The following is a 13925-nucleotide window of genomic DNA, read 5'->3' on the forward strand; positions in this document are numbered from 1 at the left end:
ATTTTTCGCCAATGCTCAGCAAGGTACGGGGGTAGTCGCAATCTCCAAAGCCGCTCAATCAGTTGGCGTAGAAATCAACCAAAAACGCAAGGAGCGGGGGCTGTTACCGCGCCCGGTACGCGCCGTCGTGATTGGGTTTCCGAATGTGGGCAAATCTGCGCTGATCAATCGGCTCCTAAACAAACGCGTCGTCGAAAGTGCCAGACGTGCGGGTGTCACCAGAGCCTTGCGCTGGGTGAGAATTTCCGACCAATTAGAGTTATTGGATGCTCCAGGCATCATCCCCGGACGCCTCAACGACCAAGTAGCGGCTGTGAAGCTGGCAATTTGCGATGATATCGGTGAAGCTGGCTATGACAGACAGAGTATGGCAGCCGCCTTGGTGGAGTTGTGTCAGGAATTAGGTTACATCGATGGCTTTACCGCCCGCTATGGCAGTGCGCCGACCACTTTGAGCGGTGCGGAATACTTACACCAGCTCGCCGATGACAAATATCGCGGCGATCTCGAACGGACATCACATCTGATCCTCAATGACTTTCGGAAAGGGATCTTGGGCAATATCCCTCTCGAATTACCAACCGATCTCACTACTCGATCGTGATTAATCTTGCGCTGGCTCATTCCTGGTGCAAATCCAGTATTAGAAATACCCTTGTGACACTTGCACCACTGCCATGCCCGATCTAGCTCACTAGTAAACTTTCCTGGTATATTTAGGCATTACTAAATATTTAACAAGACAGACGGGATGAAAGGCGCGTGAGAGCGCGACGTTTTCGGGGGAAGCTTCCCCCGAAAAGCTCGCTTGGGATTGCCCCGCTGACCAAATCGACATAACACGTTCCGAGAGGCTTCGCCAACGCAGATCTCGACAATAGAAGGGGGGTATGACTGAGCGAACAAACTCCTTGTATTTTCCTAGCATCCTTGATACTCTGTTACCAGAGATGCCGATAACCGATAATGTATCAAGCCTACAAATTCAGAATCTATCCGACAACCGAGCAACAGACGTATTTTGCGGGTGCTTTTGGTTGTTGTCGTTGGTTCTGGAATTATAGCTTGAATCTGTGCCAGCAAACCTATAAAGATACTGGCAAAGGGTTGAGCAGAAGTGCAATTCAAGGATTACTTCCCAATCTCAAAAAAGAGTACCCTTGGCTGACAAATGCCTACTCTCAATCACTTCAAGTAGTTGCACTGAATCTATCTACTGCTTACAAAAACTTCTTTGATAAACGTGGCGGTTTTCCCAGCTTCAAATCGAAGCATGGTAGGCAGTCAATTAGTTATCCTCAGAATGTCAAAGTAGGAGATAGCTTTATCAAATTACCAATCATTGGCGAAGTGCATTGTCGAATTCATCGAACATTAGATGGCACTGTCAAAACTGTTACTGTTTCCAAAAATACTGATGGTAAATACTATGCTTCTATTTTGGTTGATGATGGACTGGAAATGCCGGAAGGCAATCTAGAAGCGTGGCGGGTCAACCGCGACGCAGGCAAGGCTATTGGACTGGATGTTGGGTTAATTGACTTTGTTGTAACCAGTGATGCTAGCAAGTATGCAAATCCTAAACATCTCAAGAAACATAGCCGCAATCTAAAGCGCAAACAGCAGAAATTAAGCCGTAAAGAGAAAGGAAGTAATACTAGATACAAGGCTAAACGATTAGTCGCCAGAGTTTATTCAAAGATAACAAGAGTACGCGAAGATTTCCTGCACAAGCTATCCCGCAAGATAGTAGACGAAAACCAAGTTATTGCAGTAGAAGATCTCAACGTCAAAGGTATGGTACGCAATCATTGTCTAGCTAAAGCTATCTTCGATGCTGGATGGGGAATATTTGGAACAATGCTCAAGTACAAAGCTGAGAAGTTAGGCAAAATCTACATCGAGATAGATCGCTTTTTCCCTAGCTCTAAGACTTGCAATAATTGTCTCCACAAAGTATCAGAAATGCCTCTGAACGTGCGTCATTGGGATTGCCCTAAATGTCATAGTCGTAACGATAGAGACATCAATGCGGCAAAAAACATCAGAGATGAAGCCTTGCGGATTCTGGCATTAGGAACTAGTGCTGCTGCCAATGGACGGAATGTAAGTCAACCTGGTAAGACTTCGGTTTTGCTGGATGCTATTCCGGTTGAAGTTGGAAGCCCCCCTCATACTGGTACTCCAGTTGAGGGCGGGTAGTTCACTATTCAAGTTTACTAAAATCCCGATCGAATTAACGAAAAATGCATATTGCGTGGCTAGGAAAAAAAACGCCCTTTTGTGGCAATGTTACCTATAGTCGAGAAATTACTAGTGCTCTAACTAATCGCGGACACAAGGTCAGTTTTATGCATTTTGCTGACACCAAAGCTGATGGCGATGAAGTGCCATTACCCTTTCTCTACAAATCTCAAGTATTTACGATCCCGACCATTAGGGCAAAACGGGTCTTAGAACGCTCCTTGCGCCGTCGGAAGCCGGATCTAGTTCATGCTTCGCTGAGTTTATCGCCGCTGGACTTTCTGCACCCAGAAATTTGTCAAGAGCTAGATTTGCCGCTGATTTCGACATTTCATACGCCTTATGATGGCAAGCGACGCAACGTGACTTCGACTACGCAATTGCTAGCCTATCAACTATACGCACCCTTTTTAGCGAGATACGATCGAACGATTATTTTCTGTGAGGAACAGCAAGATTTACTCGTCAAACTCGGTGTATCTCGCGATCGCATTATTATCATTCCCAACGGTGTAGACGAGCAAAAATATACCCCCGGTGCAAGCAATATCAGAGCGGAGTTTAATGCTAGTCAAATCTATGTCTATCAGGGTCGAATCTCCACCGAGAAAAACGTTGAATCCCTCCTCAAGGCGTGGAAATACTGCAACATGAGCAATTACGGTTGCAAGCTGCTCCTCGTCGGTGACGGGCCGCTCAGACCCAATCTAGAGCCATTTTACAATACCGAGCATGGGGTCATTTGGTTGGGTGCGATTAGGGACGATGCCCGCAGGATCGAAATTTTGCGGGGCGCTGATGTCTTTATCCTCCCATCGTTAGTAGAAGGGCTGTCGCTGTCGTTATTAGAAGCGATGTCCTGTGGGGTCGCCTGTGTTGCGACTGATGCTGGTGCGGATGCTTCGGTGATTGCTGGCGGTGCTGGGGTTGTAATTAATACCCAAGGTGTTTCCGGTCAACTACGAACCATTCTCCCCGTCTTGCGCGAACATGCGGCATGGCGGCAGCTACTCGGCAGATCGGCTCGCGAGCGTGTTTTGAGTACTTATACTCTCAAAGGTAATGTCGATCGCATCGAAAATCTCTATGGTGAAATCCTAGCACCGATTCGCGCTGTCTGTTAGTTTGAAGAATCTCGATAAATTCAGGCATGGCAACCGTCAAGCTTGTTAGGACATAATATATCCCCGACTTCTCCAAGAAATCGGGGATATATTATGTCACAATCTATTTGATACCCCAATTCAGCAATGCCCGATCGATCTCCACAAATTGAGGTATTAACTTGAGTTGTCTAACTATTCTTTACAGGTACGGGCATATTTGAAAGCTTTGGTTTCTGGGGATTGAGACTGCGGAAATACATGCCCCCGATCGAAATCAGAAATCCGATGTAAGCTATTGCTTGAACCAGGTAGAGTTTATCGGTATAGCCAAATAACGCACTCAGTAGCAAACCAGGAAACTTATCCTCTGGCAGTACTTTACTCGCATTCCAGACTAATCCACCCAAGTTACAAGAATGCACTTTGGTAAATTTTTCATAGAAGACGCACATACCCGCCGATTGTCGATCGCTTTGCGCGATAGTCGCGATCGCCGTGTCAAAATGTCCCAATGACGATACTACCAAACCCGACACGATTAGCAACAACAATACACCCATCACCTGGAAAAAGCGACGGATATTAATTTTGATTCCCCACTTGAATAACAGTACGCCAATGCCAGTAGCAACGCTCAAACCAGCTACCGAACCGAGGGACGGAATCAACCCCTGCTGAAACTTCGCAACGATAAATAATACAGTTTCAAATCCCTCTCTCAAGATCGCCACAAATACGAGCGTAAATACACCCCAACCCGCATTCGTCGCCATTGCCTGCTCGATGGCTCCTTCTACCTGCGCCTTCATAAATCTGGCTTGCTTGGTCATCCAGATTAGCATCCAACTGAGCATCACGATCGCCACTAGCCCAAAAATCGCTTCGAGAAACAGTTCGAGTGTCGCTGCATAGGGATTTTGGGATTGAGACAATGCTTGCGCTGCCTGGGATAGAACTACCCCCACGATCCCACTCGCGGCAATCCCTGCTGCGACGGCTGCATACACCCATATTCGCAGGTGGCTCTGCTTGGCTTTTTTGAGGCAAGCAAGTACGATACCAACCACGAGGGCGGCTTCTACTCCCTCTCTGAGGGTAATGACAAAGGTCGGTATTGCTGAACTAAAATCCACGATCGATTAGGGGGTAGAGGGTAGAGGATAGATGGTAGATGGTAGATGGTAGATGGTCGGACTGGAAAATCCCCTCCTCGGAGCGAAAAGTGCGGGAACAGGGGTTTCCCCAAGTAGAGCACCTTTTCAAGACAGCGACGTTTTTATTCGGGGGTTCCCCCCGAATAAAAAAACGTCAAGAAAGGGGTGCCCGTAGGGCGGGGTGGGTAGATCTCCGCCGTAGTTACCAAATAGTTGAATGCGATTATTTACTAGCAACAGTAGCGATAACTTTCTGAGTACTTTGTTCGATCGCAGTTACCAATTTACCAACTTCTAGGGGCGTTTTTACAGGTGTTGCTGGTGGCATCGCTGCGGGCCATGCCGTGGTCAACTGCTTAAGATTGTCGGTAATTATTTTATGCTCTTCGGGACGATCTTTGGCCATCGCCGTGGCAATTTCTTTGTACAACATATTAGCATAAACGATAAAACCTCTAGAGTCCTGGTATTCGATCGCAGCTTTAATTTTGCCATCAGTAATTGCCGCACCATACTCAGAATTAGCAGTATCTAATAAGCCATTAATGACTTGTAGAACAAAGGCAGGAGATTTGCGTTGAGTTTCTGGTAATGCGGCAATTGCTCCATCGATCGATTGCATTGAGGATTTGAAATTCGTAGTCACCTTGGCATTATCTTTACCTCCAGCTTTTACGAGATCTTCAAGAGTAATCAGTGTGGTTTTAAATTCTTTGACTTTTCGCTCGGCTAGTTGGTCTGCTACATCTACATAAATTTCTTCAACTGGGTGGCCGATATGTGGTTCGGCATCTTTGACTTTGTTGAGATCGAGCAGTTCTTTAGCTACGAATAGATGTCCTTTCATCAGTCCCAATTTAACCATATAGTCAACATCTTTCTCGACGCCAGTTAAGACAATTTCTTCGGTTGTCACCATATCTTTAATCTGGTCAAATTGCTTTTGGTCGATAACTTTCTTCGACACCAACTCTTCCGGTGTTTTATAGGGACGTTCGGCTTGAATTTTATTAGATAAAGCCGGAACACCTAATTTAGCTTCAAATTTATCTAGTTCTGATAAAATCGCACTATTAATATTGATTTTTTTGCCACCACTATGTTTCATTCCAGCCATGTCTGATGTCGCAGCGGGAGTTACGGCGGGACTGGGGCTAGTTGCTGTGGTTGTGGTTGTGGTGGTAGAAGGATTATTGCAGGCACTAATGACAATTGAGGCTGCACAAGCAATAATGGCTATTTTAATGTATTCTCTATTTTTCATAAAAATGGTGTCAAATATCGAGTCTTCGATTCAGGCAATTGCCAGCTAATTAGATTGGCTTATAAACTAGAGCAGAGCGATCTGCTCATTGGCAAAGCCGCTGAAGCATGGATTTCAAACTATTAAAGTAAAAATCGCTGCTATTTAGTCACCCTAATTGTGAACTTAATGAGAACTAATGTCAACTTATTTGCCATAAATTTCTATTAAGCAATTGGAATTACCTTAAATGCGCCCATACAGCCATTCTCAGCGATCGCATCTTGGTGGGGATGAAACATAAATTCGCCGGGATACTTAAATTCAAATTCCAAAATATGCCGTTCCGCCGTGCCCATCGTAATCACATCGGTGCTATGAGTGGGTTGTAGTGTCATGCCCGTCGGATATACCCGAAACATATTCGCATGGAGATGAAATGTTAAAGCGGGATCGATTTCGACCATATTTAAGACATATAGCCGAATTAATTGGTGCTGATAAATCTCGATCGGGTGCATCATATAGTAATCCGGCACCCCATTAAAAGCGTACAGCTCATTTTTGCCATCATCATTAGTATCGTACCCCCCCATCAGTAAGACCATTTCATCAGCCACCGGGCGAGGTTCGGGCGGATCGATAATCAACATTCCATACAAACCCTTCCCGATATGGCGCGTCACTGGGGCGACATGACAATGGTAGAGATGTACTCCATATGGTTCAGCCTCAAACTCATAGATCGTGCCCGTACCATTGCGAATCGGTTTGATCCCATCCATCGCGGCTGGATGAAAACCATGAAAATGCAACGAGTGAGCGTGCCCGGCACGGTTGAGAAAAGATACCCGAATCAGTTCGCCAGCTTTGGCTCTGAGCGTCGGTGCGGGTACTCGTCCGTTAAAATTCCAACTGTTAAATGACACAGCAGTATTTAACTGAAGCGTCGTATTGCCAGCTACCAATCTAAATTCCCGCACAGTCCGCCCGTTTTCCTGCTTGACGGTACCATAGTCAAAGTCCCGCAGCGTCTGCATCGGACTGAAAGTATTGCCCATCATCGGGCTATTGGTGGGGATGACGGGGATTCGCGCCGCAGCTTGGGGTTTGAGCGATTGCCAAGCGAGTGTGGCGGTAGTCAACCCCAATCCTGCCAAGCCGTATTTGAGTAACTGACGACGGTGCAGGAGCGGGTTGTGAACGAATCGTTGGCGGAGCCTTTCCAAGGGAGAATCGAGATTAGACATCAATGCTAATAATAAGTTTCAACACCTATTGAGAAAATATCTTACCTAGTTATTATAGCCAGTGAGGAAACTATCGACATCCTGTAAAAGTAAACCGATATTGGCTCAGATAGACAATTTAAGGATTAAGTTTTGTCGAACTAATTAACTACTCTCTGTCCTCTGAGACATAATTAATATCAGACTTGCCCGAGGACACTATATATTACTAAAATCTAAAATAGACTCAGCCGTAATCTTTGCTTGTTCGAGATGGGGAACGTGTCCGCAATTATCGATCCATTCAAGGCGAGCTTTTGGCAAACGATCGAGGAATAATTGTGCTGTTTTGACTCCTAAGATTCGATCTTGCTTGCCCCAGAGAATTAAAGTTTCTTGCTGAATTTCTGACAATCGATCGAGCAAATAACCATAGCCACCGCTCCGCGTAAATGCAATCAAAGCCTCGCGCCAATTGGGCATTTCTAAATGCAGCGCCGCGCATAATTGCGCGTCGGCGGTGGCGAAAGATCGATCGAAATAAGCTTTCTCACTGACACTTTGGCGTACTTTCGGACTCGATAGAAACTTGGTGGCTAAATTGCCTAATGGTTGAATCAGAAACTTACCCATTGCAGGTGGTTGGGTGAAGCCAGCACTATCAATCAAAACTAATTTATGGACGGCGATGGGATTATTTAAGGTAAATTCGATCGCGGCGGCACCACCCATCGAGACACCAACTAAAATAATTGGCTGTTTGATTTGAGTTTGCCAAAATGCCTCTAGATGAGTGCGAATACTTGTCGAACTAAATGGACAATCGGGCGATCTTTCGGTAAAGCCAAATCCTAAGAGATCGATCGCCCAAACTTCCCGCTCTGCTGCAATAATTGGCATAATCCGCCGAAATTCCAAGATCGAACTGTCGAATCCATGTAAAAACACGATTGGGATACCACCCGTCCCCAGACGCACATAACTACTCGCAATTGTGGCTAGCAGCAAGGATGTCAAGATATCTGTCCGCTGGATTTTACTGGCAAATTCGATCGATTCTGGCTCGGTAAGTCGCTGGGCGCTCGGGGGTAGGAAACTAGGAAACATGGATGGCTAAGAGTGCAATTGTCTTTAATTATCCTCGATCGCGGCGATCGCTCTACTACAATAGTACTAGTCAAATCAACAGACTCGATCGGAGTATCCGGAATATGGCTATCTCTAAAACCCTTCCTAATGTGGATGACTTGCCCTCGCAGATAGTAATCGAGTCACCCGCCAATCTTAAATACTGGACAGTCCAAGAATATCACCGGATGAGCGATCTGGGTATTCTCGATCCTAGTCAACGGACTGAATTAATTGCCGGACAAATCGTACTAATGACTTCCAAAGGAACTCCCCACGTCATCACGCTGCAACTTTTAGCAACTAACATCCAAGCGCAACTTGGCACTACTGCTCTGATTCGGACTCAAGATCCGATTCGACTCGACAACTTCTCGGAGCCAGAACCAGATCTGGCGATTGTCAAAGGCAGCATCTTAGACTATGCCCAAGCTCATCCTGGTGCTGAAGATATTTATCTCGTCATCGAAGTCGCTGACTCTACACTCAAACAAGATTGCGAAGTCAAAGATAAACTCTATGCTCGATCGAGCATCGTCGAATACTGGGTGATAGATATCAAAAATCGCCAGGTGCAAATCTTCCGCGATCCTACGCCGACAGGCTACAGTAGCCAGTTAATTCTCACAGAAACCCATTCGGTGTCACCGTTGGCATTTCCGGAGATTAGCGTCGCGATCGAGTCGATTCTACCACCAGCACAATAGGTATTTCTAGATCTTGGATTTAGGCGATGACTTCAACGGTGGCTGAGCGAAGCCGAAGCCACCACGACCCCTAGATTAGTTAAAACTAATCGCCCCAGAATAAACCGAGCCGCGTTGGATGTCTAGTGTAATCACTGTGCCGCCGCGAATGCTATCTGTCGCACCCTTGACACCCACAATGACGGGAATATCCAAACGTAGTCCTAAGACCGCTGCATGACAGGTTAAACCATCATCTTCCACGACGATCGCACTAGCTTTGCGGATGGCGTCTAGATACTCGGCATTAGTTGTCTTGGTAATCAGGATATCCCCTTTATTAAAGTGAGCGACATCCTTGGCGGTGCGGGCGACGTGGGCGGCTCCAGTGACTAAACCATGTCCGATGCCGATGCCTTGTCCGAGGACAGCGGTGACGACTTCGACTTTGACGAGATCGGTAGAACCAGCAACGCCTTGAGTCCCGGAGGTAATCACGACCAGATCGCCTTCATGGAGGAGATTGCTCTTTCGGGCCATCGCGATCGCCGCTTGAAAGTTGTCGCTAACGTTGGCTAAATCGAGCAGGAGCATCGGTTGCACGCCCCAAACGAGCTGGAGTCTACGCGCCACATCAACGTGCGGTGTGACAGCGAGAATCGGCTTGGAGGGACGGAATTTGGAGACGCTGCGGGCGGTGGCTCCGGTTTTGGTGAAGGGGATAATCGCGGCGGCTCCGAGTTGTTCGGCAATGTTGCCGACGGCTTCGCTGATGGCGTTGGGAATCGATCGCTTATTGTCTTCCCAGCGTTTGGAGAGTTTTTCTTTTTCGGTTTCTAGAGCGATGCGCGCCATAGTTTGCACGGCTTCGATGGGATAGATGCCGACGGCGGTTTCATTGGAGAGCATCACCGCATCGGTACCATCTAAAATCGCATTGGCAACGTCCGAAATTTCGGCACGCGTACCTCGGGGATTGTTCACCATGCTATCGAGCATTTGGGTAGCCGTAATAATCGGAATCCCCATCCGAATGGCGGTGGCGATTAATTGTTTCTGAAATCTGGGGACTTGCTCGGCGGGCATTTCTACGCCCAAATCGCCCCGTGCGACCATTACACCATCGCAGAGGGAGAGAATTTCTTCCATTTGTTCGATCGCTTCATGCTTCTCGATTTTGGCGATTACGGGAACTTCTTTACCCGCATTGGCGATCAGTTCTTTGATTTCGAGGATATCGGCGGGATTGCGGACAAAGCTCAGTGCCACCCAATCGACACCTTGATCGAGTCCAAACATCAAATCGATCCGATCTTTGTCTGTGAGCGCTTTAATTGACAGGTAAACACCCGGAAAATTGACACCCTTATTATTGGATAAAGGACCGCCGACGACTACTTCACAGTGCAACTCACTCGTGGCACGATCGACTGCGGTGACGATCATCTCGACCTTACCATCGTCGAGCAAGATTGTCGAACCCACAGGCACTTCATCAGCGAGGGTATCGTAAGTAACCGAACTAATCGTTTGCGTCCCCGCCACGATCTTGCTAGTCAGGGTGAAGGGATCGCCATTTTTGACCACGATCGAACCATCAGCAAATTTACCCAACCGAATTTTCGGCCCTTGTAAGTCTTGTAAAATACCGACGGGCTGCTCTAGTTCATGAGATATCTGCCTAATCAGGCGAATATTTGCCAAATGATCGTCGTGAGTACCGTGAGAAAAATTGAGCCGCAGAGTCGTCGCTCCAGCTTGAATCAATTGTTTCAGGACTTCAGGGCTACTAGTTGCTGGCCCAATGGTAGCAACAATCTTAGTTCGGCGGAGGGAATCTCGCAATTGCATGAAGTTACAGTCAAAGGAGCGAAGGATCGGATACAAGGTGGTAATCTTGGCATAGCTTATGCTTGGCGATCGGGTCGTACCACCGATCGCAGCTAACCAAGATCGCGGCTTTTGAGCAATCGATGTCTGAATTAGTCACCGAGAACACACCAGATGGTACCACACAACCGCGATCGGTTGCAGTCGATCGAGCGATAAGTTTAGAAATTTTTTTTGAACTTATGGAGCTAGAACGCACGGATGTAATAAGATCTTTGTGTTGTAACAAACAGTAGATAATTAGAGGGGAACTAGATGTCGGTTTGGAGTCGATTTTTGGGATAAATAAGATTGAGACGCAGAATCCAGATCGCGATCGATACATGAGGGTCTTTGCCTCCTGCCAATTGGCTGCTCCAAACCAACTATATCCACTACTGTCAACCGATCGCAAGCCATCATGACAATCGGCAAAACACCTCATCAGCCACCATTAATCCTGATTGTCGATGACGATGATTTGGTCAGATCGATTCTCTGTCAGAAAGTACAGGATGATGGTTATCAGGTGCAGACTGCTCGCAATGGCGAAGAAGCGTTAATTATCTACCAAGCAATTCAGCCAGACTTAGTATTGATGGATGGGGTGATGCCGGAAATGGACGGCTTTGAGTGCTGCGAGCAGCTACAACAGCTTCCTGGCGGCGATCTGACTCCAGTATTGATGATTACTGGATTAGATGATAGCGCCTCACTCGATCGGGCTTATGCTGTCGGGGCAGCAGATTATATTACCAAACCCATTCACTGGGCGGTCTTGCGTCAACGCGTCAAGCGAGTCTTGGATCAGTCGCATCTGCATCGCGCATTAGAAGCCTCGAATTTAGCCTTGCGGCAAAAATCCGCAGAACTTCAGCACCAAAATCATCTCCTCGAACAGTCCAAAAAAGCCGCAGAAGCAGCCAATAAAGCTAAAAGTGCTTTTTTAGCAGCAATGAGCCACGAGATCCGCACGCCGATGAATGGGGTGATCGGGATGACTGGATTATTACTCGATACCGATCTGACATCCCAACAACATGAGTTTGTCAGTACGATTCGCCATAGCGGCGATGCTTTATTGACGCTAATCAATGACATTTTGGACTTTTCCAAAATTGAATCGGGTAAATTAGAACTCGATTATCAACCGTTTGATATCCGCGATTGTATCGAAGAAACCCTCGATATCCTCGCTCCCAAAGCCGCCGAAAAAAATCTCGAACTTGCCTATCTGATCTACAAAAATACCCCGAGTTGGTTGTATGGTGATGTCACTCGGATTCGGCAGATTTTAGTCAATCTGATTGGTAATGGATTGAAGTTTACCAATACTGGTGAAGTGATCGTCGGCGTAACGGCAAGACAAATTAGCGTTCCCGATCGAGATCCGGTAATTACTACCGACGAGCCGACTTATGAGGTGCGGTTTGTGGTTAAAGATACCGGAATTGGCATTCCGCAAGATAAAATCGATCGCTTATTCAAAGCTTTTAGTCAAGTCGATTCTTCAACGACGCGCAACTATGGCGGTACGGGGTTGGGGCTAATTATCAGCCGGAGATTGACCGAATTGATGGATGGTAAAATGTGGGTCGAAAGCAGTGGTGATGGCGGCGGATCGAGTTTCTTTTTTACGATCGTTGCCAAGGCGGCTCCACCTTCAGCCCAATTCTGTCACAAGCAGCAGCACCAATCGACACAACTCGCAGGCAAACGCCTATTAATCGTTGAAGATAATGCCACCCATCGCAAAATATTGACTCTGCAAGCCCAATCTTGGGGGATGCACGCTCACGCGACTGAATCTGGAGCCGAAGCCCTCAAATTACTCAATTTACGCGGACATTTCGATCTGGCAATTTTAGATATGCAGATGCCCGAAATGAACGGCTTGATCCTCGCCCAAAAAATTCGCGAGTTTGTCGAATATCAACATTTGCCATTAGTAATGCTCAGCTCGGTGAGCATCAGCAAAGCGGAAATTGATGCCGCTCGCGTGGATTTTGCAGCAACTTTAAATAAACCCATTCGTCAGTTTCAATTGCAAGATGTCCTCGGACAGATCTTAACTGAAGATCGACCGCAATCCCGATCTCAATCACTCGATCGTCGGATTGCCATTCCCAAACTCAAAACGTCAAATTATGATTTCGATCGAGCTACTTTCCCCTTACGAATTTTGCTCGCTGAAGACAATCTTGTCAATCAAAAAGTCGCCATCCACATGCTCAAGCGGATCGGTTATCAAGCTGATATCGTGATGAATGGTTTAGAAGTCCTCGAACGCCTTCATCAACATGCTTATGATGTGATCCTGATGGATTTACAAATGCCCAAAATGGATGGGATGGAAGCTACTCGCCGGATCTTAATAGAATTTCCCGAACATCGTTGTCCGACAATTATTGCGATGACGGCAAATGCGCTCGAAGGTGATAAGCAAGAATGTTTAGCCGCCGGGATGCACGATTATGTAACTAAGCCTGTTAAAATCGAGCAATTAGCTCATGCGTTGAGTCAGTGTCAACCATTATTGTTGTTTTAGGGGATAGGGGATAGGGGATAGGGGATAGGGAATAGGGAATAGGGAATAGGCTTTAGGTTTTAGGCTTTAGATTGTAGAGAGTAGTGGGACGACACGACTAAAAATGTGGGTAAAGCGATCGTTCAAAATATTACTAGTTGTATTTTCCAGAGTTCTGAATGCCCACAGTTTTAGTCGTGTCGAGCCAGTAGGGTGGGCACTGCCCACCAAATATGCTTCAGATACTATTTATTTAATAATTAACTGCATTTAAATAATTAAATAACAGGTGACGAGCGGATTTGTGACGGTTTTTAAGTTGTTAAATAAAGTACGTTATGTCTTTTCAGTATGAGTACACGATTCAATTTCGGGATACTGATGCGGCGGGGGTTGTTTATTTTTCCAATATTATTTCGATTTGTCATGTTGGCTATGAGGCCGCATTAATTAAATCGGGAATCGATCTCAAGCTGTTTGTGAATAACTCCGATTTTGCAGTCCCGATTACGCATGTGTCGGCTGATTTTTTGAAACCATTATATTGTGGCGATCGAGTAATTATCGAACTTACTCCCCAGTCGATCGATAGTTTTAGATTTGAAATTAAATATCGGATTTTAACTGAAGCTAGTCAAGTAGCAGCCACGGCGATAACTAAACATGTCACGATCGATCCCACGACACGCAAACGGATAGAATTACCCGTACTCCTAACAAATTGGATCGAACAGTGGAG

General features: G+C 46.4%; 11 protein-coding genes. 6 read left to right on the plus strand and 5 right to left on the minus strand.

The window, feature by feature from the left end:
- The 3 genes from RMO52_RS02790 to RMO52_RS02800 all read left to right on the plus strand — a co-directional run.
- Positions 1 to 604, plus strand: a 604-nt coding sequence (locus RMO52_RS02790; protein ID WP_310410675.1) for a GTPase, incomplete at its 5' end; no start/stop codon positions are given.
- Positions 605 to 966: 362 nt separating this feature from the next.
- A complete protein-coding gene (locus tag RMO52_RS02795; protein ID WP_310410677.1) occupies positions 967 to 2202 on the plus strand; it encodes an RNA-guided endonuclease TnpB family protein in 1236 nt (411 codons plus the stop codon).
- A 44-nt stretch (positions 2203 to 2246) separates the two neighbouring features.
- Entirely contained in the window at positions 2247 to 3368 is a 1122-nt protein-coding gene (locus tag RMO52_RS02800; protein WP_310410679.1) for a glycosyltransferase family 4 protein, read from the plus strand.
- A 170-nt stretch (positions 3369 to 3538) separates the two neighbouring features.
- On the opposite strand, the gene RMO52_RS02805 is transcribed toward RMO52_RS02800, so the two are convergent.
- From RMO52_RS02805 to RMO52_RS02820, 4 genes are all read right to left on the minus strand, one after another.
- Complete coding sequence (locus tag RMO52_RS02805; RefSeq protein ID WP_309739384.1) at positions 3539 to 4483, minus strand: FTR1 family protein; 945 nt, start codon at positions 4481 to 4483, stop codon at positions 3539 to 3541.
- A gap of 244 nt (positions 4484 to 4727) precedes the next feature.
- Positions 4728 to 5768 (minus strand): helix-hairpin-helix domain-containing protein, encoded by a 1041-nt coding sequence (locus RMO52_RS02810; protein ID WP_310410682.1) that lies wholly within the window; start codon positions 5766 to 5768, stop codon positions 4728 to 4730.
- Positions 5769 to 5974: 206 nt separating this feature from the next.
- Positions 5975 to 6997 carry a multicopper oxidase domain-containing protein gene (locus tag RMO52_RS02815; RefSeq protein WP_309742248.1) on the minus strand — a complete coding sequence of 341 codons (1023 nt, stop codon included), beginning with the start codon at positions 6995 to 6997 and terminating at the stop codon, positions 5975 to 5977.
- Between the two features lie 198 nt (positions 6998 to 7195).
- Positions 7196 to 8083: an alpha/beta hydrolase gene (locus RMO52_RS02820; protein WP_309742247.1), complete on the minus strand. Its 888-nt coding sequence runs from the start codon at positions 8081 to 8083 to the stop codon at positions 7196 to 7198.
- 2 nt (positions 8084 to 8085) lie between these two features.
- Between RMO52_RS02820 and RMO52_RS02825 the strand changes: the two genes are divergently transcribed.
- Complete coding sequence (locus RMO52_RS02825; protein ID WP_310410684.1) at positions 8086 to 8811, plus strand: Uma2 family endonuclease; 726 nt, start codon at positions 8086 to 8088, stop codon at positions 8809 to 8811.
- Between the two features lie 75 nt (positions 8812 to 8886).
- On the opposite strand, the gene pyk is transcribed toward RMO52_RS02825, so the two are convergent.
- The gene (pyk, locus tag RMO52_RS02830) at positions 8887 to 10641 is read right to left on the minus strand and encodes a pyruvate kinase (RefSeq protein ID WP_310410686.1); all 1755 of its coding nucleotides are present in this window, start codon (positions 10639 to 10641) and stop codon (positions 8887 to 8889) included.
- Between the two features lie 439 nt (positions 10642 to 11080).
- On the opposite strand from pyk, the gene RMO52_RS02835 reads away from it, so the two are divergent.
- Both RMO52_RS02835 and RMO52_RS02840 read left to right on the plus strand, forming a co-directional pair.
- Positions 11081 to 13207, plus strand: coding sequence for a response regulator (locus RMO52_RS02835; RefSeq protein WP_309742244.1), 2127 nt, complete (start codon positions 11081 to 11083; stop codon positions 13205 to 13207).
- Positions 13208 to 13524: 317 nt separating this feature from the next.
- Positions 13525 to 13925 (plus strand): thioesterase family protein (locus RMO52_RS02840; RefSeq protein ID WP_310410688.1); only part of this gene is annotated, 401 nt, incomplete at its 3' end.

Origin of the sequence: Chamaesiphon sp. OTE_8_metabat_110, from assembly GCF_031382685.1 — a bacterium.
Taxonomy (GTDB): Bacteria; Cyanobacteriota; Cyanobacteriia; order Cyanobacteriales; family Chamaesiphonaceae; genus Chamaesiphon.